This is a genomic window from Aquabacterium sp. (genome assembly GCF_036279655.1).
Taxonomy (GTDB): domain Bacteria; phylum Pseudomonadota; class Gammaproteobacteria; order Burkholderiales; family Burkholderiaceae_C; genus Aquabacterium.
The window spans coordinates 1-25220 of record NZ_DASUIT010000052.1 but is presented as its reverse complement, the minus strand read 5'-3'; the positions used below and the strand labels follow the sequence as shown (position 1 = coordinate 25220).

The window sequence follows — 25220 nt, the reverse complement described above, 5'->3', positions numbered from 1 at the left end:
ACCCACTCATGACCATTTCCGAACTGATTGAATCCGCCAGCGCCCGCCTCACCGAGGCGGGTGTTGCTTTTGGGCATGGCACCGCCACCGCCTTCGACGAAGCGGCCTGGCTGGTGCTGTGGTCTCTGGGTCTGCCCATCGACGACCTCGACAGCGTCGCGGCCCAGCCCGTCAGTGCCGAGCAGCAAGCCCGGGCCCAGGCCCTGATCGAGCAACGCATCACCACCCGCCAACCCGCGGCCTACCTGACGCACGAAGCCTGGCTTCAGGGCGTGCCCTTCTACGTGGACGAGCGCACCATCGTGCCGCGCTCCTTCATCGCTGAGGTGCTGGCCGATGGCAGCATCGACCACTGGCTGGGTGAGCACACCACCCGTGTGCTGGACCTGTGCACCGGCAACGGCAGCCTGGCCGTGCTGGCCGCCATGGCCTGGCCCGACGTCACCGTGGATGGCGCCGACCTGAGCGACGATGCGCTGGCCGTGGCCCGCATCAACGTGGACAAGCACGCTCTGTCCGAGCGCATCACCCTGATCCACAGCGATGGCCTGGAGAGCGTGCATGGGCCCTACGACCTGATCCTGTGCAATCCGCCGTACGTCAATGCCGCCTCCATGGCGGCCCTGCCCCCGGAATACCAGGCGGAACCCGCCATGGCCCTGGGCTCAGGCAGCGACGGCATGGACTTCTGCCGCCACCTGATCGCCACCCTGCAAGGCGATCCCGCCCGCTACATGAGCGAGCAGGCCGTGCTGGTGCTGGAGATCGGCAACGAGCGCGCCCACTTCGAAGCCGCCTTCCCCGATCTGCCGGTGGTCTGGCTGGACACCTCCTCCGGCGCCGATCAATTGCTGCTGATCACCCGTGAAGCCCTCACCCTGGACACCGAGGAGTCGCAGGCATGATCACCTTGCGCAACATCACCCTGCGCCGAGGCACCAAGGTCGTGCTCGAAGGCGCCAGCGCCACCTTGCATCCCGGCGAGAAGGTCGGCCTGATCGGACGCAATGGCGCGGGCAAATCCTCGCTGTTCTCGCTGATCGCGGGCCGTTTGCAGCTTGACGCCGGCGACATCGAAATCCCTCCCAGTTGGCTGGCACCGGGGGGCTTCGCCGAGGTCGCCCAGAACATGCCCGAGACAGACGAATCGGCCACCGACTTCGTCCTGCAAGGGGATGCTCGCCTGATGCAGGCGCGTGAAGCGCTGGCCAAGGCCGAACACGAAGACGACGGCCACGCCATGGGCGAAGCCTATGCCGCGCTGGCCGACGCGGGAGAATTCGATGCTCCGGCGCGTGCGCAGGCCCTGCTGATGGGTCTGGGTTTCAAGTTCGATCAGCTCGAAGCCCCGGTCAACAGCTTCTCCGGTGGCTGGCGCATGCGCCTGCAACTGGCCCGGGCGCTGATGTGCCCCTCCCAGTTGCTGCTGCTCGATGAGCCCACCAACCACCTGGACCTCGACGCCCTGGTCTGGCTGGAGGCCTGGCTGCAGCGCTACGAAGGCACGATGATCGTCATCAGCCACGATCGCGAGTTTCTCGATGCCATCACCAAGGTCACCCTGCACCTCGATGAGGCCAAGCTGACCCGCTACACCGGCGGCTACACCGCCTTCGAGATGATGCGTGCCGAACGCATGAGCCAGCAGGCCGCCGCCTACGCCAAGCAGCAGGACCGCATCGCCCACCTCAACAAGTTCATCGCCCGCTTCAAGGCCAAGGCCTCCAAGGCCAAGCAGGCACAAAGCCGCGTCAAGGCCCTGGAACGCATGGAAAAGCTGGGCCCCGTGCTCACCGCCAGCGACTTCCAGTTCGAATTCAAGGAGCCCTTGAGTCTGCCCAACCCCATGATGGCGCTCAAGGCCCTGAACTGCGGCTACCAGACACCCGAAGGTGACATCACCATCGTGCGTGACATCAACCGCTCGGTCATGCCTGGCCAGCGCATCGGCATCCTGGGCGCCAATGGCCAGGGCAAATCGACCCTGGTCAAGACCCTGGCCCACATGCAGCCACCCATCGCGGGCGAGATCACCGAGGGCAAGGGTCTGAGCATCGGCTACTTCGCTCAGCAAGAGCTGGACGTGCTGCAACTGGACGACGGCCCGCTGATGCACATGGTGCGGCTGGCCCGCGACGTCGGGCCCCCGGGGCGCGAGCAGGAGTTGCGAGACTTCCTGGGCAGCTTCCGCTTTGTCGGCGACATGGTCACCCAACCTGTCGGTCAGATGAGCGGCGGCGAAAAAGCCCGCCTGGTGCTGGCCCTGCTGGTGTGGCAGCGCCCCAACCTGCTGCTGCTGGACGAACCCACCAACCACCTGGACCTGACCACCCGGGAGGCGCTGAGCATGGCGCTCAACGAGTTCGAGGGCACGGTGATGCTGGTCAGCCATGACCGAGCCCTGTTGCGCGAGGTCTGCGATGAGTTCTGGCTGGTGACCAAGGGCGGCATCAACGATTTCGACGGCGACCTGGACGACTACCAGCGCTGGCTGATCGAACAAAGTCGCCTGCAGGCGGCCGAACTCAAAGCCGCCTCAGCGGCGGCACGGGCCCCGAAGGCCGAACCGGCGGCCGCACCGATCGCTGTCGTGGTGCCGACGACCACGCCCATGGCCGCCGCCCCCAAGGAAGCACGCCAGGAGGACCGCAAGGCTTCGGCCCAGGCACGACAGCGCCTGGCTGAACTGAGCAAACCCCTCAAGGCTCGACTCAAGAAAGTCGAGGACGCCATGACCGCGCTGAGCACCGAGCGTGATCAGATCAACGAGGCCCTGTGCAGCCCTTCGCTGAGCACCGCCGAGCGCGGTGACAAAGGCAAACGCCTCAAGACCGTCACCGACGACCTGGAGGCGCAGGAACTGCTCTGGCTGGAGCTCAATGAGGAACTCGATCAACTCCAGCAGCAGGGGTGATCAGCCCGGGCGCAGGTGCTCGGAAGCGTCCTGACATTGGATGCACAGTCGCGCCTCGGGCACCGCGTCCAGGCGTGCGGCGCTGATGGCCTCGCCACAAGCACCGCACCAGCCGTAATGTCCGCTGCGCATGCGAGCCAGCGCGTCGTTCAAGGCCGCCAGTTCGCCTTGCTCGTGATGCAGCAAGGCCACGGCCTCCTCGTCCGACTCGTTGTTGAGCGCCCCTTCGGCCCCCGCCAGAAAGTTATTGGCGGTGGCCGAGGCCTCTGACGACAACTGGGTGCGCAGCGCAGCGTCACGCGCCACCAACTCATCCACCTGGGCCTGCATGCGCTGGCGCAGCGCCTCCAGATGTGCTGGGGTCAGATGCTCCGGCTGGCCGGCCACTGTGTTCACGGACATGAGGATCTCCAAGGTCAAAGTCGATCAGGATCAGCTCAGGTCACGTCGACACGGCCTGCACTGTTGCGTTCCCGTTTGGGCAATGTCAACGAGAGCACGCCGTTGTCATACTTGGCCACGGTGCGCGCCTGGTCGATGTCATGCGCCAGCGAGAACTGACGAGACACCGCTCCTTCATGACGCTCCCGCCGCAGGATGCGGTCGCCCTCCTTGACCTCCTTCTCCTGGCTGATATGGGCCGAGATGGAGACCAGATTGCCATCGATGTGCACATCAATGTCCTTCTTGTCCACGCCAGGGATGTCGGCCTTGACCTCGTAGGCCTCGGCCCCTTCCGTCACATCCAGCTTGATCGTGGGGGCTGCGCTCTCGTCCAGGCGCAGCGCAAAGGGACGCATCAGGCCGGTCAACAGGTCACCAAAGGAATCCGTGGGGAACATCGTCAGATCGCGGCGTTGCTTCATATCGTCCTCCATCCATGGACAGTCATCGATCATGACCCGCCCCTTGCCACAGGGCGGATCGGCCAAGGTACTGCACTGGCTTTCAAGCTTAGAAAAGCAGTGCTCATTGGTCGTTGACAAAGATCAAAAATCCCCTCGCTACCCCTTTGGGGGCCCTCCGCCCTGCCCGGCGCCCCCAGGAAAGCCCCCTGTTCGCAGCACTGACATCCGTGAAGAAACCTCAGAAAACGGTGTTAACCTCTTGATTGAGTTCAACTTTCAAGGTTGACGGGCAGATCGTTCTGCCCTAGGCTTGCGACCCATGCCTTTTCTTTCCCTCACGCCACAGGGCCTGATGAACGCGCCAAGCACGGTCTGGCGCTTTCAGGGTCTGTGCCGGAACCTGGCCTTCGGTGTGATCTGCCTGCTGCTTGCGGCAGCCGCATCTGCTCAGAACGCCACGCCCACCGGGTTGCCTGATGCAGCCTCGGAGCGACTGGAATCCAGCGCCAACGACGAACACAGCGACCCCGTCACCCGATTCCTGAGTGACAAAGGCCTGCTGGACACCCGACCGGTGACCGAACTGGCCAGCCAGATGCGGGACAAGGCGTCTGATCTGGCCTCCGATCTGGTCATCTCCGCCATGGACTTTCTGGGCGTGCCCTACCGCCGCGGCGGGCAATCCAAGGACGCCGGTTTTGACTGCAGCGGCTTCACCCGCCATGTCTTCGAGCGCAGCATCGGCATGGTGCTGCCTCGCCGCGCCGCCGAGCAGGCCAGCATGCCCGGCATGATGAGCGTGAACAAGGCTGAACTCAAGCCCGGTGATCTGGTCTTCTTCAACACCCTGCGCCACACCTTCTCGCACGTGGGCATCTACATTGGCGACAACAAGTTCATCCACTCGCCCCGCGCCGGCGGCAGCGTGCGCATCGAAGACATGCGTCTGGCCTACTGGCAACAGCGGTTCGATGGCGCCCGTCGCGTGCCAACCCTGAGCAAATCTCCTCTGAACACCAGCGCCCAGGTCGACAGCGCGCCCTGACCCCCCCTGAGTTCAGGTCTTGTGCGGGCGCAGCGGCGCCGTCAGGCCGGCATGCCCGACAATGCAAGGCATGCGAGAAGCCCGCGTCATCCCGCTGACCCCCATCCACAGCCACCCGGAAGGCGTGACTTCCGCCGTCAAGCCTTTGCCGACCGCATCGGCACCTGGCACCGGCGCGCTGCGTGACCAGCTCTCTCGCCCACTGCGCGATCTGCGCATCTCCGTCACCGACCGCTGCAACTTCCGATGCGGCTACTGTATGCCGCGCACGGTCTACGGACCCGGCCACCGCTTCCTACCCCAGCCTGCACTGCTGAGCTTCGAGGAGATCGAGCGCGCCAGCCGCATCTTTGTCTCCATGGGCGTGAGCAAGCTTCGACTGACCGGAGGCGAGCCGCTGCTGCGCAAGCAACTGGACCGACTGGTGGCACGCCTGGCCGAGCTGCAGACACCGCAAGGCGAACCTGTGGAGCTCACCCTGACCACCAACGCCACCCTGCTGGCCACGCAAGCTGCCGCACTGCGCAGTGCGGGCCTGCATCGCGTCACCATCAGCCTTGACGCACTGGACGACACCATCTTCCAGCGCATGAACGATGCGGGCGTCTCCGTGGGCAGGGTGCTGGAGGGCATCGAGGCCGCCCAGAAGGTGGGGCTGGGTCCGCTCAAGGTCAACATGGTCGTGCAGCGAGGCGTCAACGACCAGCAGATCGTCCCCATGGCACGTCACTTCCGCCACACCGGCATCGAGCTGCGGTTCATCGAATACATGGATGTCGGCTCGACCAATGGCTGGCAGCGCACGCAGGTGCTCCCTTCGAGCGAGGTCCAGGCCCTGATCGAGTCGCACTTTCCGCTCACCCCCCTGGCGCCGCGGCAGGCTGGGGAGACCGCGCGCCGACACGCCTATGCCGACGGTGCTGGACAGATCGGCTTCATCTCCAGCGTCACCCAGGCCTTCTGCGGTGACTGCAGCCGCTTGCGCCTGTCCACTGACGGACGCCTCTACACCTGTCTCTTTGCACGCCAGGGGCACGATCTGCGCGCTGCCCTGCGCTCCAGTGCCACGGATGAGGCGCTGCAGGGCCAGTTGCGCGCACTGTGGCAGCAGCGCGATGACCGCTACTCGCAGATGCGTGGCCTGGCCGAAGCATCGCCACGACAGGCGTCCCCGAACGCCCTGCCGATCGAGATGAGCTACATCGGTGGCTGAAGACACCCTGCCCCTTGAAATCGACGCCTGGTTGCTCAGCGGCGGAGAAGGTCGTCGCATGGGCGGACAGGACAAGGGGCTCATGTTGCGGCACGGACAGGCCCTGGCCTGGCAGGTCGCCCAGGCACTGGCACCACAGGTGCGGCAACTCAGCATCAATGCCAACCGACACCTCGACACCTACGCCCAGTGGCCCTGGCCCGTGGTCCCTGACGACGCTGATCTGCCCAAGCTGAGCGGGCCGCTGATCGGCATTCTCACGGGCCTGCGTCGCACCCGGTGCGACTGGCTGCAACTGGCCCCCTGCGACAGTCCGAACCTGCCCGCCGATCTGGTGGCCCGATTGCACAGTGCCGCACTCGAACACGGCGCGGACATCGCCGTACCGTTCACGCGAGACGAGGCCACAGGAGAGGACAGGCACCACTGGACCACCGCTCTGATCGCCCACCAGACTCTGCCCAGCCTGGCGCAGGCGGTGCAAGAAGGCGAGCGGCGCGTGCACCGCTGGATCACACAGCAGCGCTGGATAGGCGTATGCTTTGCGCCGTCGGCGGCCTTTGCCAACATCAATACTCCGGAGACATTGCATGGTCACTCATGACCTGACGGGATTGCGCATTGCCCGCGTGACCCCGGCTGAGCTGAGCTCGTTCAAGAGCCTGCGCGATGAAGGCCTGCGCCTGCATCCGGAGGCCTTCGATGCAGACCTGGACATCGAGCAATCCCGACCTCCCGAGAGCTATATCGGGCGCCTGGGCCTCTACGAGCCCCTGGGTGGCACCTTTCTGATCGGCGCCTGGGTGCGAGATGAGATGGTGGGCATGGTCGGACTGGAGCGCCACAGCCTGCCCAAGTTGCGGCACAGCGCCGAACTCAACAGCATGATGGTCAAGCCCACGCACAGTGGATGCGGCATCGGCTTCAAGCTGATCGACGAATGCCTGCGTCAGGCGCGCGCCGCCAGCGGGCTTGAGTTGATCACCCTGAAAGTCAGCACGGCCAATCAGCAAGCCGTGCAGCTCTACGAGCGCGCGGGCTTCAAACCCTGCGGCATCGTGCCTCGCGCCGTGCGTCTGGTGGGCCCCGGCGGCTCAGCGGTCTACGTCGACCGCCTCACCATGGCCTTGCTGCTCAAGCCCTGAGGCCGCAAGGCAAGGCCTCACTGCTGAGCGGCCCCCCGGTTGGCCAGCGCATCAGCGCGCTCGTTGCCCGGATCGCCCGCATGCCCCTTCACCCAGCGCCATTCGACCTGATGGCGCGCCGCAGCCGCCTCCAGCGTCTGCCAGAGCTCGACATTCTTGACGGGTTTGTTGTCTGCGGTCTTCCAGCCCCGACGCTTCCAGCCGGTGATCCATTCGGTGATGCCCTTGCGCACGTATTCACTGTCCGTGTAGAGCACAACCTGACAGCGCTTTTTGAGCATATTGAGCGCCTCGATCACCGCCGTCAGTTCCATGCGGTTGTTGGTCGTGGATCGCTCGCCGCCCCACATCTCTTTTTCGTGAGGCCCGCTCACCATCCACACGCCCCAGCCCCCCGGGCCAGGGTTGCCCTTGCAGGCTCCATCGGTATAGACCACCACCTTGGGCAGCGCCTCATCACTCATCATTCTCTTTCTTGTGTTGCCGTGGACAGCCTGTTGCCCTCCACGGACTGGATATGTCGATTGGCCACCACGGCCGGAGCCGCACTGACCGGCACACGCTGTCGCTTGATCTTGCCCACCAGGCGCATGCCCCGCGCCCGCTTGATCGCCACGACGAAATACACCGCCCCCAGCACGGGCCACCAGCGGTCACCAGCGCGCTCCATCCATTGCAGACGCTGCCACCACTGAGGTTCACGCACCAGCGGGCGATAAAAACCAAAACACCCGGTGTCGACCTCCATGCCCAGCAAGCGCAGCCAGTCACGCAGCCGCCAGTAGGCGATGAACTCCCCCTGGGGCAGCACCAGGGCGCGGTTCACACCCCAGCGGCCCATGCGTTGCCACACGCCCCACAGGCTGGCGGGGTTGAAGCCCGCGATCACCACGCGCCCCTCGGGCACCAGCACACGCTCCACCTCACGCAAGGTGTGGTGCGGATCGCGTGCCAACTCCAGCGCATGCGGCAGCACCACCAGATCCAGGCTGTTGCTGGGAAAGGGCAATGACTCGAAATCACAGCGCAGGTGCGCCGTGGTCCCGCATGCCCCCATGGCCTCCAGCGTCAGAGGCACCTCCGGAGGCGTCCAGCCTTCGTAGGCCGCATCCAGCGCCAGCCAGCGATGCTGCATGCGGTTGGCCCGCAAGGCATCCACCTCGGGCAAACCCAGTTGCAAGGCATGAAAGCCGAAGACATCGGCCACGAGCCGATCCATCTGGGCTTGCTCCCATTCCAGCAAAGCCTGCCCGGGGGGCATGGCCAGCCAGGGGTGCAACTCTATAATCGGCTCGACTTTCGTCATGAAACTGGTCGCCCTACCCGCCTTTACCGACAACTACATCTGGATGATCCACAACGGCCGCGAGGCCCTGGTGGTCGATCCGGGGGATGCGACGCCGGTGCTCGAAGCCTTGCATGAGCAGCAACTGTCGCTGGCTGCCATTCTAGTGACCCATCGGCACCCGGACCACATCATGGGTCTGCCTGCCTTGCGCCCGCACTGTACAGGGCCCATCTACGGCCCGGCGCTCGAGCCCGTCGAGCAGGTGACCACCACGGTTCATGAAGGCTCGGGCTTCGAGGCGCTGGGCCTGTCATGGCAGGTCTGGGACACGCCCGGCCACACGGCCGGCCACGTCACTTACATCGCGCAACCCCAATCTGGTTTGCCCTGGTCTTCAGCCCTGGTATTCTGTGGGGATACGCTGTTCTCGGCGGGATGCGGTCGGCTCTTCGATGGCACCCACGAACAACTGGCGGCTTCGCTGGCCCGCTTGGCCTCGCTGCCCGATGACACCTGGCTGTGTCCGACACACGAATACACCTTGTCCAACCTCACTTTCGCCACTGCCGTCGAGCCTGACAATGCCCAACTGGGGCATGTGCGTCAGCTTTGCGAGCAGCAGCGACATCAAGGCCTGCCGACCCTGCCCACCACGGTGGCCCGGGAAAAGGCCATCAATCCGTTTCTGCGCACGCAAGAGCCCACCGTCGTGGCCAGCGCCCTGCACCAGGGCGCCGCGAGCACCGATGCCCAGACGGTCTTCACCACCCTGCGCCTCTGGAAGAACACCTTCAAAGCATGAGCATCTACACCCTCCCTCCTCGCGCCTTGCATCGTCTGGCCTGCGCCACCACCGTGGCCCTGACCCTGCCCTGGATGACGGGATGCGCCGGCCTGCAGGACACACTGAACATGAGCCGCCGCGAGGGCAAGGCGCCCGTGGTGGTCGCTCAGATCAAACCCGTCACACGCCTGGTCGAAGCACGCAATGCTTCGGACTCCGAGCAACTGGCCGTCAACGAGGCCCGCCCGGCCAATGCACCCTCGGTGATCACCCGCGCACTGGTGCCCAATGACCTGCGCAGTCAACCCACCGCCGCCCCGCAGGGCGACGAAGAGGCACGGGAAGCCGCCGGCCTGCCCACCGACCCTCTGCGTCCCGACATGACGCTCAACCTCGACGACATCAATGCCAGCACCGATCTGTGGGTGCGCGTGCGTCGTGGTTTTTCCCTGCCGGCCCTGGACAGCTCACTGGTGAGCGACCACGAGCGCTGGTATGCCAGCCGCCCTGACTATGTGCAGCGCATGATGGAGCGGGCCAACCGCTACCTCTACCATGTGCTCGACGAGGTCGAGCGCCGCAACATGCCCGCCGAACTGGCGCTGCTGCCCTTCATCGAAAGTGCCTTCAATCCGCAGGCCATGTCATCGGCGCGTGCCTCTGGCATCTGGCAGTTCATGCCCGCCACGGGCAAGGATTTCGAACTCAAGCAGAACCTGTTCCGTGACGACCGCCGCGACGTGCTGGCCTCGACCCGGGCGGCCCTGGATTACCTGACACGGCTGCACCGCCAGTTCGGTGACTGGCACCTGGCCCTGGCGGCCTACAACTGGGGCGAAGGCAATGTCCAGCGCGCCATCAACCGCAACCTCAAGGCAGGCCTGCCCACAGACTACCTGAGCCTGAACATGCCCCCCGAGACGCGCAACTACGTGCCCAAGCTGCACGCGGTTCGCAACATCGTGCAGCACCCCGAGGTCTATGGCCTGAACCTGGCGCCCATCGAAAACCACCCCTACTTCGTGAGCGTGCCCATCCAGCGCGACATGGACGTGGCGCTGGCGGCCCGCCTGGCGCAGATGCCCCTGGCGGACTTTCAGGCGCTCAACCCCTCGATGAACAAGCCCGTGATCCTGGCGGCCGGCACCCCTCAGGTCCTGCTGCCCTACAACAACGCCAGCCAGTTCATGCACAACCTGGGTCAGCACCGCGGCCCCCTGGCCAGCTGGACCGCCTGGGTCGTGCCCAAGACCATGCGCCCCGCCGAGGCTGCCCGCCAGGTCGGCATGAGCGAGAGCACGCTGCGCGAGCTCAACCACATCCCCCAGCGCATGCTGGTCAAGGCGGGCTCCACGCTGCTGGTGCCACGCTCGCAATACCGTGAGCAGGACGTGTCCGAGAACATCGCGGACAACGCCATGATGAGCCTGGCGCCAGATCTGCCGCCCATGCGCCGCATGACCCTCAAGGCCGGCAAGCGCGACACGGTGGCCAGCATCGCCAAGCGCTATCGCGTCTCGGCCGCCCAGGTCGCTCAATGGAACAAGACCTCTGCTGGCGCACGCTTCAAGCGCGCGCAAACCGTGGTGGTCTATGTGCCCGTGAAGGCGTCCAAGCGCCAACTGGCATCGGCAGCCAAGGGCAAAAGCAAGGGCAGCCGCGTGGTCGCCTCCTCGGCACGGACCAAGATCAAGGTGGCCAGCGCCAGCAAGATCCGCAGCTCGACCCGCCATGGTGGGATCAAGAGCCGCACACCCATTCGTCAGGGCAAGGTCCGCGTGGCCTCCGTCTCGCCTTGATCATCAAGGCCTGAGCCATCCGCAGGACGGCTCAGCGGCGATCCATGAGGGCATGGGCAATCGTGCCCAGGTCCACATACTCCAGCTCGCTGCCCACCGGCACCCCGCGGGCCAATCGCGTGACCTTCAGTCCTCGCGACTTGAGCTGCTCGGACAGCACGTGGGCTGTGATCTCGCCCTCGGCCGTGAAATTGGTGGCCAGCACCACCTCGTCGACCACGCCGTCCATGGCTCGGGCGAGCAAGGGCGCGAAACCGATGTCGCGCACACCCACGCCGTCCAGAGGGCTCAGCGCGCCCGCCAGCACGAAATACATGCCGCGATAGCTGCCCGTGCGCTCCAGCGCGGCCAGATCGGCCGGCGTCTCGACCACACACAGGACCCGCGCATCGCGCGTGGGATCCAGGCAGATCGAGCAGATGCGGTCGCGGCTGAAGGTGTGGCAACGCTCGCAATGCCCGACCTCGTCCACCGACTGCAGCAGCGCCTGCGCCAGCTTGATGGCGCCCGCGCGGTTGTGCTGCAGCAGATGAAAGGCCATGCGCTGTGCCGACTTCTGACCCACACCGGGCAAGGCACGCAATGCCTCGATCAGGCCCTGAACAACCGGGTCAGACATGGGCAGGAATCCGGTCGATCAGAAGGGGAACTTCATGCCAGGAGGCATGGGCATGCCTGCCGTGAGCTTGCCCATCTTCTCGGCGGAGGTGGCCTCGGCGCGACGCACGGCATCATTGAAGGCAGCGGCCACCAGGTCTTCGAGCATGTCCTTGTCATCGGCCAGCAGGCTGGGGTCGATGGTGACGCGCTTGACATCGTTCTTGCAGGTCATGAGCACCTTGACCAGACCCGCGCCAGACTGGCCCTCGACCTCGACCAGCGCCAGCTCGTCCTGGGCCTTCTTGAGGTTGTCCTGCATCTGCTGGGCCTGTTTCATCAAGCCGGCGAGTTGTCCTTTGAGCATGCCATTTCCTTTCGTTCGCAAAGTGGTGATTGTCGGGCATCAGGGGATGCCACAAGGGGGCGGGGGATCACAGGGGCGCTATGGACCCTGGCACCACCCGCGCACCGGGGTATTGTTCCAGCAAGCTGTTCACCAGCGGATCCTGCTTGATGAGGCTCTCCGCTGCGGCCTGTCGACTGGCACGTGCCGCCTGATCGCGCAGCGCGGGTGTGTCACGGGCCACACCGGCCTGCAGCTCGATGCGCACCTCTCCCCCCAGCGCCTTCTGGACCGCCTGGGTCAGGCGCTCGCGCTGCACGTCGCCGCGCAGGCTCTCGCGCTCGACACGCAGGGTCCACACGGTCATGCCCGGCTCGTCCTGCACGGCCACACATTCGGCCTGCACGGCCAACTCTCGCACCAGCGCCGTGATCAGGCCCTCGCTTTGCAGCCGCGCCACCACGTCGGCCCAACGGTCGCCCAGAGCCGTGGTGGGCACCACCGGCACGACCGTGGCCGTGAAGCCATGGACACGTGCGGGCGTGGACACCGGATCTGACGCACGCTCGCTGCTGGCGACGGCGACGGCGGACGCCAAGGCAGGCGCCGACACAGGGGATGCCGGCTTGCCCGCCTCTTCAAAGTCATCCATCTCCGCAGGCATGGCGCCGCCGATCGCCCCCTCATCATCCCAGGGAGGCGGCTCGGGGCGGGGATCCGGCGACGCTGCGCGAGCGGGGGCGGGCGCCACCACCGAGGCAGAAGGTGCAGGGGCCGGCACGGGAGCGCTCGGGGGCCGCGGCGTCGCTTGCGCGTTGGAGACAAGGGGCCCGGTGGCCGCCTGGGCCGCCGGGCCTTCAGCTTTTGGGCGGATGCCCTCGCGCAGCGTGCTGCCCGGCTTGAAGGCCAGCCAGCGCAACAGGATCATCAAAAGACCGGCGTATTCATCCGGGGCCAGCGGCAACTCTTGACGGCCATGCAGCGCCAGGCTGTAGAACATCTGGGTTTCATCGGGCGCGTAGCGCTCGGCCAGGGCCTGCCAACTCGCCGTTTCAGGATCGCCGTCGGCCATGCCGGCCACCGTCTGCAGCAGGGCCATGTGCTGCAGGGCGGCCGCCAGTTCATCCAGCGTGCCTTGAGCAGACAGACCCAGTTTGCGCAGACCGTCCACGGATTCGACCAAGGCGGCACCATCCCCCTCGACCACCGCCTGCAGGATGCGAACCACATGCTGACGGTCCACCGACCCCAGCATCTGCCGCACCACGGCTTCTTCCAGGGCGCCCCCACCATAGGCGATCGCCTGATCGGTGAGCGACAGGCCATCACGCATCGACCCCCGCGCGGCGCGCGCCAGCAAACGCAAGGCCCCGGGTTCAAAACGCACGCCTTCGGCCGCCAGCACCTGCTCCAGGTGCTCATGCACCGTCTGCAAGGCCATGGGCCGAAGATTGAACTGCAAGCACCGCGAGAGAACCGTCACCGGCACCTTTTGCGGGTCGGTGGTGGCCAGCACGAACTTGAGGTAGTCGGGCGGTTCCTCCAGCGTCTTGAGCATGGCGTTGAATGCCGTGTTCGAGAGCATGTGGACTTCGTCGATCATGTAGACCTTGAAGCGCCCCACCACGGGTTTGTAGACGGCCTGGTCCAGCAATTGGGAGATTTCTTCGACACCCCGGTTGGAGGCGGCATCGAGTTCCACGTAGTCGACAAAACGACCCGCATCGATGTCCCGGCAAGGCTGACACTGACCACAGGGCTGAGCAGTGATGCCCCCCTGCCCATCCGGGCCGACGCAATTGAGCGATTTGGCCAGGATCCGGGAAACGGTCGTCTTGCCCACGCCACGGGTTCCCGTGAAGAGGTAGGCGTGGTGCAGGCGTTGCTGCGTGAGCGCATTGGCCAGGGCCTGGACCACATGGCCCTGGCCCACCATGGCCTCAAAACTGCGTGGGCGGTACTTGCGCGCCAGAACCGTCGATGTCATGGCGGTGATTGTAGGCGCGTCAGGTGTGGCATCGGGGCGACTGACCCGCAGCTTCACGATATGGCCGTGCTTGCCCTGCGCCATGCACAAGAAACCCGCTCATCCATCAGCCAGTCACAATTTGACACAGTTTGAATGATGCACGGCTTCACCCCCCTACCTTCGGCCTATGAAATATTCACGGCTGACCCTACAATCCTCTTGCGTCAAAAGCACAAGATTTAACGATGCAGAATCTCATGGTTTGTGCTAGTGGTTTGGCGCACCACGGTTGACCCGTTCTTTCAGGCCCGAAAGATCTGGTGCAGTCGCCGAACAATCCTGCCTTTAAGGGCCTGTAGTCATGTCGTTTGAAAATCTTGGATTGGCCGAGCCCATCCTGAGAGCCATATCCGAAGCTGGTTATCACACCCCCACCCCGATCCAGAGCCAGGCCATTCCCGCCGTTTTGAGTGGCGGTGATCTGCTGGCGGGCGCTCAAACGGGTACCGGCAAAACGGCAGGCTTCACCCTCCCCCTGCTGCACATGCTGATGGCCAACCGGCTTGCTCGCGTGGCGGGTGAGCGCACCCATGTGCGTGCACTCATCCTCACCCCCACGCGCGAACTGGCCGCCCAGGTTGAAGAGAGCGTGCGCACCTATGGCAAGCACCTGCCGCTGCGCTCGATCGTGGTGTTTGGCGGCGTGGGCATGAACCCCCAGATCGATGCCCTGCGCCGGGGTGTCGACATCCTGGTGGCCACCCCCGGACGCCTGCTCGATCACCACCAGCAAGGCACGGTGGACCTCAGCAAGGTCGAGTTCTTCGTGCTCGATGAAGCCGATCGCATGCTGGACATGGGCTTCATCCACGACATCAAGCGCGTGCTGGCCGTCTTGCCACCCAAGAAGCAGAGCCTGCTGTTCTCGGCCACCTTCTCCGACGAGATCAAGGCCCTGGCCGAGCGCTTGCTCAATCAGCCCAAGGTCATCGAGGTGGCACGCCGCAATGCCACAGCCGACACCGTCGAGCAGGTCGTTCACCCCGTGGACCGCGACCGCAAGAAGGAAATGCTGGCCCATCTGATCAGCAGCAACAACTGGCATCAGGTGCTGGTGTTCACGCGCATGAAGCACGGCGCCAACCGGCTGGTTGAGTTTCTGCAAAAGCAGGACATCACCGCCATGGCCATCCATGGCAACAAGAGCCAGAGCGCCCGCACCCGAGCGCTGGCCGAGTTCAAGAGCGGCGATCTGCAGGTGCTGGTGGCCACCGACATCGCGGCCCGTGGCATCGACATTGATCAGTTGCCTCACGTGGTGAACTTCGAGCTGCCCAATGTGCCCGAGGACTACGTGCACCGCATCGGTCGCACGGGCCGCGCTGGCTCGGAGGGCCGTGCCATCTCCCTGGTCTGTGTGGACGAAGAAGGCTTTCTGGCCGACATCGAGCGGCTCATCAAGCGCAGCATCCCGCGTGAACTGGTGGCCGGTTTTGAACCCGACCCCCACGCCAAGCCCGAGCCCATCCAGTTGGGTCGTCGGGTGCTGCATGGTGGCGGTGGCGCCAAGTCGGGTGGTGGTGCGCACTCGTCGCACCGCTCCGGCCATGGTCAGGGTGCGCGCCAAGGCCAGGGCCGACAAGGTGCTGGCTCAGGTTCGGGTGGTCGCTCCCATGGGTCGGGCCAGGGACGTGGCCCGGGCGGCCAGGTGCGCGAGCGCGAACGCACGCGCTGAATCGCCTTTCGGCGGCGGCATCCCCTGACACCGGATGCCGTGCACCCACAAAAAAACCCGGCCGAAGCCGGGTTTTTTCTTGCCGAAGCGGCGCTTGAATTACTTCGAAGCAGCAGCGGAAGCAGCCGAGGCGCCAGCAGCAGCCTTCTTGGCCTTCTTGACCTTCTTGGCCTTCTTGGCGGGCTTGGAAGCAGCAGCGTCAGTGGCAGCAACAGCCGAAGCAGCAGCCGAAGCGGCGGGAGCAGCAGCAGCCTTCTCAGCGGCGAAAGCGCCCATGGCGAACATCGAAGCGATCAGAGCGGCGATCAGTTTTTTCATGAAAAAACTCCAGGGAGTAAAGGTTGGTTGTATTTCACAAGCCCAGGGGCCCCCGAGCTTGCCTTCCATCAACGCCAGGCCTGTGCCGCCGGTTGACAGCCTATTTGAAAAAAAACGTGTCGGACCGATTACTCGAACCGATCCTCCCGCAGCCACTTGGTGGCGACCCATTTTTCACCCCGGATCACCGGCGCACCGCCGTGCAGAGTCCCCGTGGCCGGATCGGGCCGGTCGTAGGAGAAAAACACGGCATGCCCCTCCATGGGATGAACCGCCAGATCAATATCGGGAAATACCGTCGCACCCCCCTCTTGAGGAGTATTGAGATAGAGCACCAGCGTGGCCACACGTTGCCCGCCGCGCTTGAGCACATTCGCCGTGCCAGGTTGCGCCGGATCGAAATAGTCGTAATGCGGACGATATTCAGCGCCAGGCGCATAACGGAGCACCTGCAAACCCTCGCCACGCTCGACCGGCCAATGGACCAGGGCCGCCAGACGAGCTTCGATGCGCTCGACAAGCTCCCCCTCACCCCGGTTGAAGAACATGCCTTCACTGGTTCTGGCCTCATTGACTTCGCTGCCCCCGGTGGCGTGAACCACCGTCTCGGAACGGGCCAGGCGCTCCGCTGCCAGGGTGCGCAGGGCCGCACATTCCTCTGGAGAGAGCACGTCGGCCAGCACCACGATGCGAGGCCGGGCCAGGCTGGTGACGATCCGCACGGTGCGGTCATGGGCCCAGACCTCGTTGACGCCGCTCGGCACGAAGGGCATCGGGGCTGATGTCGACACCGGCACTGCAGCCCCGCGCAAGCCATCCACATGGGCCTGCAGGGTGTCTTCCAGCGCCTCGATGGCCGTGTCTTCGTGCCAGCCACTGGCCTTCATGGCCTGGAGCACGGCCTCCACGCCATGACCGGCCTGGGCCTGCTCGACGATCCAGTGGCGCAACTCCGGCGTGATCACCTGAGACATCGAACCCTCACCCCTCAAGCCGCCAGCTTGCGTCGAAACACCAACCGATCCGGCTCGGAGGCCTCGGCCACAAAGGCATAGCCTTCGGCATCGAAGCTCTGGAGCGCCTGGACCGTGCGTGCCTTGTGCACGATGGCATGACGCGCCATGAGCCCCCGAGCCCTTTTGGCATGGAAGCTGATGATCTTGTACGCCCCCGCTTTCCAGTCCTCGAACACGCACTCGACCACTCGGGCCTTGAGCGCCTTGCGCTTGACCGCCTTGAAGTATTCCTGGGAGGCCAGGTTGATGATCAGATCGCTGCCCTGGGCGGCCAGCGTGCGGTTGAGGTGTCCGGCCAGGGTGTCACCCCACCAGGCATACAGGTCCTTGCCGCGCGGATTGGGCAGCCGGGTGCCCATCTCCAGGCGGTAGGGTTGCATCCAGTCCAGTGGGCGCAAGATGCCATACAGGCCGCTGAGGATGGCCACGTGCTCCTGGGCCCAATCCAGTTGCGCCGGCTTGAGCGTGGCCGCCTGCAGGCCTTCGTAGACGTCGCCATTGAAGGCCAGCACCGCCTGCTTGCTGTTGGCCGCCGTGAAGCGCGGGCTCCAGGCGGCGTAGCGAGCCACGTTGAGCTGCGAGAGCGCATCACTGAGGTCCATCAGGGAGGCGATCTGCGCCGGGCTGTAGGGGCGCAGCACCTCGATCAGGGCGGCAGATTCGTCAATGAACTGCGGCAGGGTGTGGCGATCGGTGACCGGAGGGGACTCATAGTCCAGGCTCTTGGCCGGAGACAGCAGGATCAACATGGTCGACAGGGATCCTTACAGCGTCTCGCCACCCACGCCGCGGTTGACCGGGCAGAGCTCGCCAGTCTGCAGCCCATCGAGGATGCGCAAGACCTCTTCAGGGTTGCGGCCCACATTGAGCGAATTGACCGACACGTGCTGGATGACATTGTCCGGATCGACGATGAAGGTCGCACGCAGCGCCACGCCCGTCTGGCGATCACGCACACCCAGTTGGTCGACCAGGGCCTGACCGTTGCCCTGCGTGTCGGCAAAGCTGTAGTGCCCCAGGCTGCGCAGATCTGCGTGCTCGCGACGCCATCCCAGCTTGGAGAACTCGTTGTCGGTCGAGCCGCCCATCACGATGGCATCGTGATCGGCAAACTGCTTGACCAGCTTGTCAAAGGCCACGATCTCGGTCGGGCACACGAAGGTGAAGTCCTTGGGGTAGAAGTAGATCACCTTCCACTTGCCGGGAAAGCTGTGCTCGGTGATGTCCTCGAACGCCGAATGACCGTGTTCCTCATGGTGGTTGAAACCGGGCTTGACGCCCACCACCTTGAAATGCTCCAGCTTGTCGCCGATCGTTTTCATGGATGCTCCTGCAAGGCTCGAATGTTGGCGGCGCCCGCGCATTTCAGGCACCATGGGCGAGATCTTAGCCCGGGTGGGCGCCGTCGCAGGCACAAAGCCCCGCATCCAGGTGAAAGCCGGCGCCCGCCTACAATCCGCGCTTGTTTGACCGGAGACACACATGGCCCTGTACCGCATCAGAGACAAAGCCCCCGAGGTGCACCCCTCGGCCTACGTGGCCGAATCGGCCGATGTGATCGGCCATGTGATCCTGTCAGAAGGCAGCAGCGTCTGGTCGCAGGCGGCGATCCGAGGTGACAACGAGACCATCCGCATCGGCGAGCGATCCAATGTGCAGGAAGGCGCCGTGCTGCACACGGATCTGGGCTACCCTCTGACCATCGGCACCGACGTGACCGTGGGGCACCAGGCCATGCTGCATGGCTGCACCATCGGTGATGGCAGCCTGGTCGGCATCCAGGCGGTGGTGCTCAATGGTGCTGTGATCGGCCGCAACTGCCTGGTCGCCGCAGGCGCCCTGGTCACCGAGGGCAAGATCTTCGAGGACGGCATGCTGATCATGGGCTCGCCGGCCAAGGCGGTCAGGCCGCTCAATGAGACCGACATCGCCCGAATGCAACTGGGGGCCGCGCTCTATGTGAGCAAGGCGGGTGAATACAAGACCGACATGGTGCGGGTGGACTGATGAGCGACGAACTGCATAAATTCATTTTCGAGGGCCTGCCCGTGCGCGGCATGCTGGTGCGCCTGACGGGCAGCTGGCAAGAGGTGCTGCGCCGGCGTCAGTCGGCCGACGCCTTCCCCGAGCCGGTGCGCCACCTGCTGGGCGAGATGTCGGCTGCAGCGGTACTGATGCAAGCCAACATCAAGTTCAACGGCGCCGTGGTGCTGCAGGTCTTTGGCGACGGCCCCATCAAGCTGGCCGTGGCCGAAGCCCACCCTGACCTGAGCTATCGCACCACCGCCAAGGTGGTGGGTGAGCTGCCCGCCACCGACAGTGGTCATTTGCCCCTGGAGGTGATGGTCAATGTGCATGGCAAGGGGCGTTGCGCCATCACCCTGGACCCCAAGGACCGCCTGCCCGGCCAGAACCCCTACCAGGGCGTGGTGCCGCTCAACGGCGACCACCACGAACCGCTGCACGAGCTCAGCCAGGTGCTGGAACACTACATGCTGCAGTCCGAGCAGCTCGACACCAAGCTGATCCTGGCCGCCGACGACGAGGTCGCTGCCGGCCTGCTGATCCAGCGCCTGCCGGTGGAGGGCCAGGGCAATCTGGCGGGCCAGCGCCACCATGAGGACGAGATCGGCCTGAACGAGCACTACAACCGCATCGCCCACCTGGCCGCCACGCTCAAGCGCGACGAGTTGCTGACCCTGGACGCCAACACCATCCTGCGCCGTCTGTTCTGGGAAGAGGACGTGCGCCGATTCGAACCCCTGGAAGGGCTCAACGGTCCCCATTTCGAATGTTCCTGCTCACGCGAACGGGTGGCCGGCATGCTGCGGGGCCTGGGCCGCGAGGAGGTGGACTCCATCGTGGCCGAGCAAGGTCAGATCGATGTGGGCTGCGAGTTCTGTGGTCTGCACTACCAGTTTGATGCGGTGGACGCGACCGAACTGTTCACCAGCGATCCGGACCACCCGCCAGGCTCAAACCGCCTTCAATGAGTCGCCTCCAGGGCGACCTCCCAGTGCCAGTCCAGGGCCGACAGCAGGTGCTGCCAGTCCGGGTTGATCTGCGCAGCCAGACCTGCCCCTGTCAGGGGTGAGGTGATGCAGAGGGCCTGGGCGGTGAGCGGGTGCTCAAAGCCCAGCGCGAGTGCGTGCAAGCACAAGCGCCCCACCCCCAAATGTCCAGCCCACCAGCGGTTGTGGGCGCCCTTGCCATGCGTGGCATCGCCAATGATGGGGTGAGACAGGTGCTTGAGGTGTCGGCGGATCTGATGCCGGCGCCCGGTCAGCGGCTCACAGGCGACCAGGGAGGCTCGCGTGCTGGGGTAGCGATCGACCGGCACATCGATCTGCAAGGTCGCCAGGCGCCACATGCGAGTGATCGCCTCCTGCGCTGGCGCATCGTCGGGTGCGTCGTCGGGGCGCAGGGCGTGATCGACGGTGGCCTCGGCCGGGCACCAGCCCCGCACCATGGCCACATAGCGCTTGCGTACCCGACGCGCCTCGAATGCTTGCGCCATGGCGCGCGCCATCTCGGCACTCAAGGCCAGCAGCAACACCCCGGAGGTGCCTTTGTCCAGGCGATGAACGGGATAGACCATCTGGCCGAGCTGATCGCGCAGGGTCTGCAGGATGATGCGGGTCTCGTGCGCATCCAGCCCGGTGCGGTGCACCAGCCACCCCGAGGGCTTGTGCACGGCCACCAGATGCTCGTCACGCCACAACACGGTCAGGGGGCCACCCGGTGCCTGATCGTCCGTCATGCGCCACGGCTCAGCCAGTGCTGCTCGCACTCGCCGTCATCACAGTTGTCGCAGAACCATCTCCAGCGCGGCCCGGAGGCGGCTCGCTCGCGTCGCCGAGGCTCATCGAGCACATGCTCGACCATGCCCAGGGCCTGATCGATGCGAGCCACGCCCTGGCCGCTGACCACGGCAAACGGCGCACGCGCACGCAGCAGGACCTGGCGCAGCAACTCGTCCACGGGGCGGCGGACATGGGGGCCGTCACGCTGCAGACCATCGGCCACCCAGGGCAGGTCCATGGCGGTGAGCAGGGTCATCGCGGCCTCAGCATGGTCGCTGATGGCCCCGGGATACAGACTGTGGTCCTGGAAGATCAGCTCGCTGTAGACCGCGGTGCTCAGTGCCGTGGTGTCGGCCAGCACCACGGCATGGGTCTGAGCGGCCTGCCGGATGCGCCGCGTCTGCTCAGCGGCGATGCCGGCTTGCTCATGCGCCTGGGGCGTGCGCCCGTGGTGATCGCAGAACTCGCGCAGAACTTCGCCGACCATGACGGCGTCCACCCCACGTGCACCGAGCACCCGTGCCAGCTCGCGCGCCAGCCAGGTCTTGCCGGTGCTTTCCGCGCCAATGATGGCAATGATCTGCCCGAGTGTTCCCACTGTCATGCGCTCTCCCGGGCGATCCGAAGCCAAGCGCGCCATCCCCAGAGCGACAGGAGCGCGAACAAGCCATAGAGGATCACCGTGAGCCACAGGCCTTTGTAAGCGAACAAGGCCATGCTCACCAAGTTGACCAGCAGCCAGCAAGGCCAGTTGTCCACCCATTTGCGCCCCAGCAGCCACTGCCCCACCAGACTGCCCGCGGTGGGCAGGGCATCCCCATAGGGCACGTCCGAGTCGGTCACCTGATCGAGGATCCAGCCCAGCGCAGGCCAGGCCAGGCCAACGGCCAGCACCGCCTGCCAGCGCTGGGCGGCGGGCATCACCCGCACCCTCAGACGCTGCTGGCGCTCGTCGGTGCCTCGCAGCCATTGCCACCATCCCCACACCGCCATGACCACGAAGACCAGTTGCAGACTGGCCTCGCCGTAGAGCTTGAAGCGGGCGAACAAGACGCCGTAGAGCAAAGAGCTGATGATGGCCAAGGGCCAACCGAGCGGATTGACCCGCAGATTGAAGCCCACCATGGCCAGCGACAGGATGAAGGCCAGACCTTCCAGGCGGCTGACGGGCACACCCCAGGCCGTCCACCAAGGAGCGACCCAAAGATCAACCCACGCCAGAACATCGGCCTGCGCCAGGGACAGCGTCATCGCATCGACCGGGGATCAGCGGGACGTGATCTGGACGTAGATCTCGTCAGGCTTGACCATGCCCAACTCGGAGCGTGCGATCTCTTCGGCCATGTCCAGGCCTTCCTGAAGATCCCGGACCTCGGCGGCCAGTTGCTCGTTGCGCAGCTTGGCCGCCTCATTGCGCTCGTTCTGGTCCACCAGTTGAGCCTGCAAGGACATGGCGCGGGGCACCCCCCCCTTGCCGAACCACAGTTCGGCCTGGATCACCGACAGCAAAGCCACGAGAATCAGGGTTACCCAACGCATTTTGAAAGCTTACCACTTCCATTCATGGTCTGAATATGCCGAAAGGGAATTTACCTGGGTAAGCCCCTCGTGCACAATCAAACTCAAAGCAAGGTGGTTCCATAAAACACGGAAGGCGCATGATGATGGATCGCTTGAGCCTGTGGTTCCAGCTTGGCTGCGACAGCGCGCCGACGGAAACCCTCAAGCGCAAGGTGCTCAACGTCAATGCCGCAGCATGGGCCACCTTGCTGTTGATCGTGTTCTTTCACCTCACGTATCTGGCCACGGGCAACCCTGGGCTCGTCCGGGCCAGCTGGGCGCTGCTGCCCTTCTATCCCTGCGTGCTGCTGGTGCCGTGGCTCAACCATCTTGGACTGCATGCCGCGGCGCGGTGGTTGTTGCCCCATACCATCACGGCGCTGATCGTGCTCAATATATGGGTGGCCAACGGCACGTGGCTGGGCATTCACTACTATCTGATCGCCATCATGGTGGTGGTGCCTGTTCTGTTTCCATTGCAGCAATGGCCCATCCCGACGGTGTTCTTTTTGCTCAACACCGTCTTGTTCATCTACTGCGAATATGTTGGTTTTCCACCGGCGGCAGAGATACTCTCCCTGGACAGCGGCACGACCCGGCTGCTGCGCTTCCTGCATATCAGCACCAGTTTGCTGGCCGCACTGATCGTGTCCTTTGTCGGAGACTGGATGGCCAGCCAGAACGAGCGCGCGCTGGAAGCCATGTCCAACATCGATGCCTTGACCAACCTGGCCAATCGTCGGCAGATGGTCCGGCGCCTGCAGGAATCCGTCGCCTTGAGCAAACGCTCCGGGCAGCATGGCGCGGTGATCTTTCTGGATCTGGACAATTTCAAGTCGCTCAATGACGTTCACGGTCACGCTGCAGGCGACCTCCTCTTGCAAGAGGTGTCCCGGCGCCTGCGCAGTTGCCTGCGAGAGATCGACCTGGTGGCGCGTTTCGGTGGCGACGAGTTCGTGATCATGCTCACCCTGCTGGGCCGGGATCCTGTGGCCGCCAAAGGCCATGCACTGGGTGTGGCAGAAAAAATCCGCGTGCAACTGGCCGAGCCCTATCAGTTGCTGGTGCGCGTGGGCAGTGAGGTGGAACAACTCGTCGAACACCACTGCACCGCCAGCATCGGCGTGACCTTGTTCCAGGGTGACCCCCTGGACGAAGAAGCCGTGCTCAAGCAAGCCGATGCGGCCATGTACCGAGCCAAGGACCAGGGGCGCAACGCCATCTGTTTTCACACGCCGACACCCACCACCACCCCATGACCCCATCCTTCGGTGCCTGGCTGGATCTCGGTTGCGACAGGACCGCCGACCCAACCCAAAAGCGCAAGATCAGGAACGTCAACGCCACGACCTATGTGGTGCTGGTGGCCTATGCGCTCTACCATGCGGCCAATCTGGCGCTGGGAGAGGCGGGGCTGGTCCTGGCCACCTGGGCCATCACCCCTTTCTACTTCAGCATCGCCGCCGTTCCCTGGCTCAATCATCGGGGCCTTCACGGTCTGGCACGGTGGGTGCTGAGCCTGTCCGTGACGCTGACCATGCTCTGCACCATGCTGCTGGTCGCCGGCTCCTGGTTCGGTCTGCACTTTTATTTCATCTCGGTCATCGTCGTGACCCCCATGTTCTTCTCGCTGGAGCAATGGCGCAGCATGGTGAGCATCTTTGTACTCAATGCATCGCTGTTCTTCTACTTCGAATATGTCGGCGTCACACCGCACCCGCTGATTCTGTCCACGACACCGGCCACGATCGAGTTCCTGCGCATATCCCACACCTGCACCAGCCTGCTCACTGTGCTGGTCATCTCCTTTGCGCGAGACCGAGGCGCCAGCCAGAACGAAGAGTCCTTCGAGGAGTTGTCCAGCATCGACATGCTGACAGGCCTGCCCAACCGGCGCCGCATGCTCCAGCGCATCCGCGAATCGATCGCCATGGGCAAACGCACGAAGGAACACAGCGCCTTGTTGTTCCTGGATCTGGACAATTTCAAGTCGCTCAATGACCAGCATGGACATGCCACAGGCGACCTTCTGCTCAAGGAGGTCGCTCGGCGACTGAGAGCGTGTCTGCGAGAGATCGACGTCGAGGCACGCTTTGGTGGCGACGAGTTCGTCATCTTGCTGAACATGCTGGGCCCAGATGTGGCCGCCGCCCGGGAGAACACCCGGCGTGTGGCCGACAAGGTTCGTGCGTCGCTGGCCGAGCCCTACCACCTGGTGGTCAGTCCCAGGGGTTCAGCCCAGGATCAGGTGGTGCATCACTGCACGGCCAGCGTGGGTGCACTGGTGTTCCAGGCGAACAGCCTGCCACCCGAAGAGCTGCTCAAACTGGCCGATGCGGCGATGTATCAGGCCAAGGAGCAGGGGCGAAACACGGTTTGCCTGAGTGAGCGCACGGTGGCGTGACAAACCAAAAAAAACCGCCCGGGGCGTCCGGGCGGTTCATGGCGATCACCGTCAGGATCTGACGGCAAACCGCAGAGCATCATCAGCGCAGGTTGTAGAACGCGCTGCGGCCAGGGTACACGGCAACGTTGCCCAGGTCTTCCTCGATGCGCAGAAGCTGGTTGTACTTGCTCATGCGGTCAGAGCGGCTCATTGAACCGGTCTTGATCTGGCCAGCATTCAGGCCCACGGCGATGTCCGAGATCGTGTTGTCTTCGGTTTCGCCAGAGCGGTGCGAGATCACGGCGGTGTAGCCGGCGCGCTTGGCCATCTCGATGGCGGCGAAGGTCTCGGTCAGGGTGCCGATCTGGTTGATCTTGATGAGGATCGAGTTGGCGATGCCCTTGTCGATGCCTTCCTTCAGGATCTTGGTGTTGGTGACGAACAGGTCGTCGCC

Annotated in this window: 28 protein-coding genes and 1 pseudogene; 13 read left to right on the top strand and 16 right to left on the bottom strand. The window is 64.6% G+C overall.

The window, feature by feature from the left end:
* Window positions 1-8: 8 nt before the first annotated feature.
* Window positions 9-905: a 50S ribosomal protein L3 N(5)-glutamine methyltransferase gene (gene prmB / locus VFW84_RS05835; protein ID WP_329679499.1), complete on the top strand. Its 897-nt coding sequence runs from the start codon at window positions 9-11 to the stop codon at window positions 903-905.
* Complete coding sequence (locus VFW84_RS05830) at window positions 902-2914, top strand: ABC-F family ATP-binding cassette domain-containing protein (protein ID WP_329679498.1); 2013 nt, start codon at window positions 902-904, stop codon at window positions 2912-2914. The genes prmB and VFW84_RS05830 overlap by 4 nt, the downstream gene beginning before the upstream one ends.
* On the opposite strand, the gene VFW84_RS05825 is transcribed toward VFW84_RS05830, so the two are convergent.
* Together VFW84_RS05825 and VFW84_RS05820 are read right to left on the bottom strand one after the other, a co-directional pair.
* Window positions 2915-3316: a TraR/DksA family transcriptional regulator gene (locus tag VFW84_RS05825; RefSeq protein WP_329679497.1), complete on the bottom strand. Its 402-nt coding sequence runs from the start codon at window positions 3314-3316 to the stop codon at window positions 2915-2917.
* Window positions 3317-3351: 35 nt separating this feature from the next.
* A complete protein-coding gene (locus tag VFW84_RS05820) occupies window positions 3352-3780 on the bottom strand; it encodes an Hsp20/alpha crystallin family protein (protein WP_329679496.1) in 429 nt (142 codons plus the stop codon).
* A 301-nt stretch (window positions 3781-4081) separates the two neighbouring features.
* On the opposite strand from VFW84_RS05820, the gene VFW84_RS05815 reads away from it, so the two are divergent.
* The 4 genes from VFW84_RS05815 to VFW84_RS05800 all read left to right on the top strand — a co-directional run bounded on the left by VFW84_RS05815 (window position 4082) and on the right by VFW84_RS05800 (window position 7165).
* The gene (locus VFW84_RS05815; RefSeq protein WP_329679495.1) at window positions 4082-4807 is read left to right on the top strand and encodes a C40 family peptidase; all 726 of its coding nucleotides are present in this window, start codon (window positions 4082-4084) and stop codon (window positions 4805-4807) included.
* Window positions 4808-4877: 70 nt separating this feature from the next.
* Window positions 4878-6020 (top strand): GTP 3',8-cyclase MoaA, encoded by a 1143-nt coding sequence (moaA, locus tag VFW84_RS05810; RefSeq protein ID WP_329679494.1) that lies wholly within the window; start codon window positions 4878-4880, stop codon window positions 6018-6020.
* Window positions 6013-6624 (top strand): molybdenum cofactor guanylyltransferase MobA, encoded by a 612-nt coding sequence (mobA, locus tag VFW84_RS05805; RefSeq protein ID WP_329679493.1) that lies wholly within the window; start codon window positions 6013-6015, stop codon window positions 6622-6624. Before moaA ends, mobA begins: the two co-directional genes overlap by 8 nt.
* Complete coding sequence (locus VFW84_RS05800; protein WP_329679492.1) at window positions 6611-7165, top strand: GNAT family N-acetyltransferase; 555 nt, start codon at window positions 6611-6613, stop codon at window positions 7163-7165. Before mobA ends, VFW84_RS05800 begins: the two co-directional genes overlap by 14 nt.
* 17 nt (window positions 7166-7182) lie before the next feature.
* Here VFW84_RS05800 and rnhA read toward each other — a convergent pair whose 3' ends face one another.
* Both rnhA and VFW84_RS05790 read right to left on the bottom strand, forming a co-directional pair.
* The gene (gene rnhA, locus VFW84_RS05795) at window positions 7183-7629 is read right to left on the bottom strand and encodes a ribonuclease HI (protein WP_414638904.1); all 447 of its coding nucleotides are present in this window, start codon (window positions 7627-7629) and stop codon (window positions 7183-7185) included.
* Window positions 7629-8471 (bottom strand): class I SAM-dependent methyltransferase, encoded by an 843-nt coding sequence (locus VFW84_RS05790; RefSeq protein WP_329679490.1) that lies wholly within the window; start codon window positions 8469-8471, stop codon window positions 7629-7631. Before VFW84_RS05790 ends, rnhA begins: the two co-directional genes overlap by 1 nt.
* Between VFW84_RS05790 and gloB the strand changes: the two genes are divergently transcribed.
* Both gloB and VFW84_RS05780 read left to right on the top strand, forming a co-directional pair.
* A complete protein-coding gene (gene gloB, locus VFW84_RS05785; RefSeq protein ID WP_329679489.1) occupies window positions 8470-9255 on the top strand; it encodes a hydroxyacylglutathione hydrolase in 786 nt (261 codons plus the stop codon). The two genes, VFW84_RS05790 and gloB, sit on opposite strands and share 2 nt — an antisense overlap.
* Complete coding sequence (locus VFW84_RS05780) at window positions 9252-11036, top strand: transglycosylase SLT domain-containing protein (protein ID WP_329679488.1); 1785 nt, start codon at window positions 9252-9254, stop codon at window positions 11034-11036. Before gloB ends, VFW84_RS05780 begins: the two co-directional genes overlap by 4 nt.
* Before the next feature lie 31 nt (window positions 11037-11067).
* Here the strand turns inward: VFW84_RS05780 and recR are convergent, their stop codons facing one another.
* From recR to dnaX, 3 genes are all read right to left on the bottom strand, one after another.
* The gene (recR, locus tag VFW84_RS05775; RefSeq protein ID WP_329679487.1) at window positions 11068-11655 is read right to left on the bottom strand and encodes a recombination mediator RecR; all 588 of its coding nucleotides are present in this window, start codon (window positions 11653-11655) and stop codon (window positions 11068-11070) included.
* Window positions 11656-11673: 18 nt separating this feature from the next.
* Window positions 11674-12000 carry a YbaB/EbfC family nucleoid-associated protein gene (locus VFW84_RS05770; protein WP_290693327.1) on the bottom strand — a complete coding sequence of 109 codons (327 nt, stop codon included), beginning with the start codon at window positions 11998-12000 and terminating at the stop codon, window positions 11674-11676.
* 67 nt (window positions 12001-12067) lie between these two features.
* Window positions 12068-13966 (bottom strand): DNA polymerase III subunit gamma/tau, encoded by a 1899-nt coding sequence (gene dnaX / locus VFW84_RS05765; protein WP_329679486.1) that lies wholly within the window; start codon window positions 13964-13966, stop codon window positions 12068-12070.
* A 343-nt stretch (window positions 13967-14309) separates the two neighbouring features.
* Here dnaX and VFW84_RS05760 point away from each other — a divergent pair, with 343 nt between their 5' ends.
* On the top strand, window positions 14310-15683 hold the full coding sequence (locus VFW84_RS05760; RefSeq protein WP_329679485.1) for a DEAD/DEAH box helicase: 1374 nt from the start codon (window positions 14310-14312) through the stop codon (window positions 15681-15683).
* A 99-nt stretch (window positions 15684-15782) separates the two neighbouring features.
* Here VFW84_RS05760 and VFW84_RS05755 read toward each other — a convergent pair whose 3' ends face one another.
* From VFW84_RS05755 to VFW84_RS05740, 4 genes are all read right to left on the bottom strand, one after another.
* A complete protein-coding gene (locus tag VFW84_RS05755) occupies window positions 15783-16001 on the bottom strand; it encodes a hypothetical protein (protein ID WP_329679484.1) in 219 nt (72 codons plus the stop codon).
* A gap of 128 nt (window positions 16002-16129) precedes the next feature.
* A complete protein-coding gene (locus VFW84_RS05750) occupies window positions 16130-16975 on the bottom strand; it encodes a 2OG-Fe(II) oxygenase (RefSeq protein WP_329679483.1) in 846 nt (281 codons plus the stop codon).
* A gap of 14 nt (window positions 16976-16989) precedes the next feature.
* Complete coding sequence (gene yaaA / locus VFW84_RS05745; RefSeq protein WP_329679482.1) at window positions 16990-17766, bottom strand: peroxide stress protein YaaA; 777 nt, start codon at window positions 17764-17766, stop codon at window positions 16990-16992.
* 15 nt (window positions 17767-17781) lie between these two features.
* The gene (locus tag VFW84_RS05740) at window positions 17782-18339 is read right to left on the bottom strand and encodes a peroxiredoxin (protein WP_329679481.1); all 558 of its coding nucleotides are present in this window, start codon (window positions 18337-18339) and stop codon (window positions 17782-17784) included.
* Window positions 18340-18499: 160 nt separating this feature from the next.
* Between VFW84_RS05740 and VFW84_RS05735 the strand changes: the two genes are divergently transcribed.
* The gene (locus tag VFW84_RS05735; protein ID WP_329679480.1) at window positions 18500-19024 is read left to right on the top strand and encodes a gamma carbonic anhydrase family protein; all 525 of its coding nucleotides are present in this window, start codon (window positions 18500-18502) and stop codon (window positions 19022-19024) included.
* Window positions 19024-20010, top strand: coding sequence for an Hsp33 family molecular chaperone HslO (locus VFW84_RS05730; protein ID WP_329679479.1), 987 nt, complete (start codon window positions 19024-19026; stop codon window positions 20008-20010). Before VFW84_RS05735 ends, VFW84_RS05730 begins: the two co-directional genes overlap by 1 nt.
* Here VFW84_RS05730 and VFW84_RS05725 read toward each other — a convergent pair.
* The 4 genes from VFW84_RS05725 to ftsB are packed head-to-tail and all read right to left on the bottom strand — an operon-like array spanning window position 20004 to window position 22359.
* Complete coding sequence (locus VFW84_RS05725; protein ID WP_329679478.1) at window positions 20004-20777, bottom strand: pseudouridine synthase; 774 nt, start codon at window positions 20775-20777, stop codon at window positions 20004-20006. The two genes, VFW84_RS05730 and VFW84_RS05725, sit on opposite strands and share 7 nt — an antisense overlap.
* The gene (locus tag VFW84_RS05720; protein WP_329679477.1) at window positions 20774-21424 is read right to left on the bottom strand and encodes an AAA family ATPase; all 651 of its coding nucleotides are present in this window, start codon (window positions 21422-21424) and stop codon (window positions 20774-20776) included. Before VFW84_RS05720 ends, VFW84_RS05725 begins: the two co-directional genes overlap by 4 nt.
* Window positions 21421-22071 carry a nicotinamide riboside transporter PnuC gene (pnuC, locus tag VFW84_RS05715; protein ID WP_329679476.1) on the bottom strand — a complete coding sequence of 217 codons (651 nt, stop codon included), beginning with the start codon at window positions 22069-22071 and terminating at the stop codon, window positions 21421-21423. Before pnuC ends, VFW84_RS05720 begins: the two co-directional genes overlap by 4 nt.
* 15 nt (window positions 22072-22086) lie before the next feature.
* Window positions 22087-22359 carry a cell division protein FtsB gene (gene ftsB, locus VFW84_RS05710; RefSeq protein ID WP_329679475.1) on the bottom strand — a complete coding sequence of 91 codons (273 nt, stop codon included), beginning with the start codon at window positions 22357-22359 and terminating at the stop codon, window positions 22087-22089.
* Between the two features lie 119 nt (window positions 22360-22478).
* On the opposite strand from ftsB, the gene VFW84_RS05705 reads away from it, so the two are divergent.
* Together VFW84_RS05705 and VFW84_RS05700 are read left to right on the top strand one after the other, a co-directional pair.
* Complete coding sequence (locus tag VFW84_RS05705; RefSeq protein WP_329679474.1) at window positions 22479-23639, top strand: GGDEF domain-containing protein; 1161 nt, start codon at window positions 22479-22481, stop codon at window positions 23637-23639.
* Entirely contained in the window at window positions 23636-24784 is a 1149-nt protein-coding gene (locus tag VFW84_RS05700) for a GGDEF domain-containing protein (protein ID WP_329679473.1), read from the top strand. Before VFW84_RS05705 ends, VFW84_RS05700 begins: the two co-directional genes overlap by 4 nt.
* A gap of 82 nt (window positions 24785-24866) precedes the next feature.
* Here the strand turns inward: VFW84_RS05700 and eno are convergent.
* Window positions 24867-25220 (bottom strand): annotated as a pseudogene (eno, locus tag VFW84_RS05695) (phosphopyruvate hydratase); the annotation flags it as partial.

What these genes read in the sequence shown, in the direction of transcription:
- prmB (WP_329679499.1), top strand. Translation starts at nt 9, where the DNA reads ATGACCATTTCCGAACTGATTGAATCCGCCAGCGCCCGCCTCACCGAG.
- VFW84_RS05830 (WP_329679498.1), top strand. Translation starts at nt 902, where the DNA reads ATGATCACCTTGCGCAACATCACCCTGCGCCGAGGCACCAAGGTCGTG.
- VFW84_RS05825 (WP_329679497.1), bottom strand. Translation starts at nt 3,316, where the DNA reads ATGTCCGTGAACACAGTGGCCGGCCAGCCGGAGCATCTGACCCCAGCA.
- VFW84_RS05820 (WP_329679496.1), bottom strand. Translation starts at nt 3,780, where the DNA reads ATGAAGCAACGCCGCGATCTGACGATGTTCCCCACGGATTCCTTTGGT.
- VFW84_RS05815 (WP_329679495.1), top strand. Translation starts at nt 4,082, where the DNA reads ATGCCTTTTCTTTCCCTCACGCCACAGGGCCTGATGAACGCGCCAAGC.
- moaA (WP_329679494.1), top strand. Translation starts at nt 4,878, where the DNA reads ATGCGAGAAGCCCGCGTCATCCCGCTGACCCCCATCCACAGCCACCCG.
- VFW84_RS05800 (WP_329679492.1), top strand. Translation starts at nt 6,611, where the DNA reads ATGGTCACTCATGACCTGACGGGATTGCGCATTGCCCGCGTGACCCCG.
- rnhA (WP_414638904.1), bottom strand. Translation starts at nt 7,629, where the DNA reads ATGAGTGATGAGGCGCTGCCCAAGGTGGTGGTCTATACCGATGGAGCC.
- gloB (WP_329679489.1), top strand. Translation starts at nt 8,470, where the DNA reads ATGAAACTGGTCGCCCTACCCGCCTTTACCGACAACTACATCTGGATG.
- VFW84_RS05790 (WP_329679490.1), bottom strand. Translation starts at nt 8,471, where the DNA reads ATGACGAAAGTCGAGCCGATTATAGAGTTGCACCCCTGGCTGGCCATG.
- VFW84_RS05780 (WP_329679488.1), top strand. Translation starts at nt 9,252, where the DNA reads ATGAGCATCTACACCCTCCCTCCTCGCGCCTTGCATCGTCTGGCCTGC.
- recR (WP_329679487.1), bottom strand. Translation starts at nt 11,655, where the DNA reads ATGTCTGACCCGGTTGTTCAGGGCCTGATCGAGGCATTGCGTGCCTTG.
- VFW84_RS05770 (WP_290693327.1), bottom strand. Translation starts at nt 12,000, where the DNA reads ATGCTCAAAGGACAACTCGCCGGCTTGATGAAACAGGCCCAGCAGATG.
- dnaX (WP_329679486.1), bottom strand. Translation starts at nt 13,966, where the DNA reads ATGACATCGACGGTTCTGGCGCGCAAGTACCGCCCACGCAGTTTTGAG.
- VFW84_RS05760 (WP_329679485.1), top strand. Translation starts at nt 14,310, where the DNA reads ATGTCGTTTGAAAATCTTGGATTGGCCGAGCCCATCCTGAGAGCCATA.
- VFW84_RS05755 (WP_329679484.1), bottom strand. Translation starts at nt 16,001, where the DNA reads ATGAAAAAACTGATCGCCGCTCTGATCGCTTCGATGTTCGCCATGGGC.
- VFW84_RS05750 (WP_329679483.1), bottom strand. Translation starts at nt 16,975, where the DNA reads ATGTCTCAGGTGATCACGCCGGAGTTGCGCCACTGGATCGTCGAGCAG.
- yaaA (WP_329679482.1), bottom strand. Translation starts at nt 17,766, where the DNA reads ATGTTGATCCTGCTGTCTCCGGCCAAGAGCCTGGACTATGAGTCCCCT.
- VFW84_RS05740 (WP_329679481.1), bottom strand. Translation starts at nt 18,339, where the DNA reads ATGAAAACGATCGGCGACAAGCTGGAGCATTTCAAGGTGGTGGGCGTC.
- VFW84_RS05735 (WP_329679480.1), top strand. Translation starts at nt 18,500, where the DNA reads ATGGCCCTGTACCGCATCAGAGACAAAGCCCCCGAGGTGCACCCCTCG.
- VFW84_RS05730 (WP_329679479.1), top strand. Translation starts at nt 19,024, where the DNA reads ATGAGCGACGAACTGCATAAATTCATTTTCGAGGGCCTGCCCGTGCGC.
- VFW84_RS05725 (WP_329679478.1), bottom strand. Translation starts at nt 20,777, where the DNA reads ATGACGGACGATCAGGCACCGGGTGGCCCCCTGACCGTGTTGTGGCGT.
- VFW84_RS05720 (WP_329679477.1), bottom strand. Translation starts at nt 21,424, where the DNA reads ATGACAGTGGGAACACTCGGGCAGATCATTGCCATCATTGGCGCGGAA.
- pnuC (WP_329679476.1), bottom strand. Translation starts at nt 22,071, where the DNA reads ATGACGCTGTCCCTGGCGCAGGCCGATGTTCTGGCGTGGGTTGATCTT.
- ftsB (WP_329679475.1), bottom strand. Translation starts at nt 22,359, where the DNA reads ATGCGTTGGGTAACCCTGATTCTCGTGGCTTTGCTGTCGGTGATCCAG.
- VFW84_RS05705 (WP_329679474.1), top strand. Translation starts at nt 22,479, where the DNA reads ATGATGATGGATCGCTTGAGCCTGTGGTTCCAGCTTGGCTGCGACAGC.
- VFW84_RS05700 (WP_329679473.1), top strand. Translation starts at nt 23,636, where the DNA reads ATGACCCCATCCTTCGGTGCCTGGCTGGATCTCGGTTGCGACAGGACC.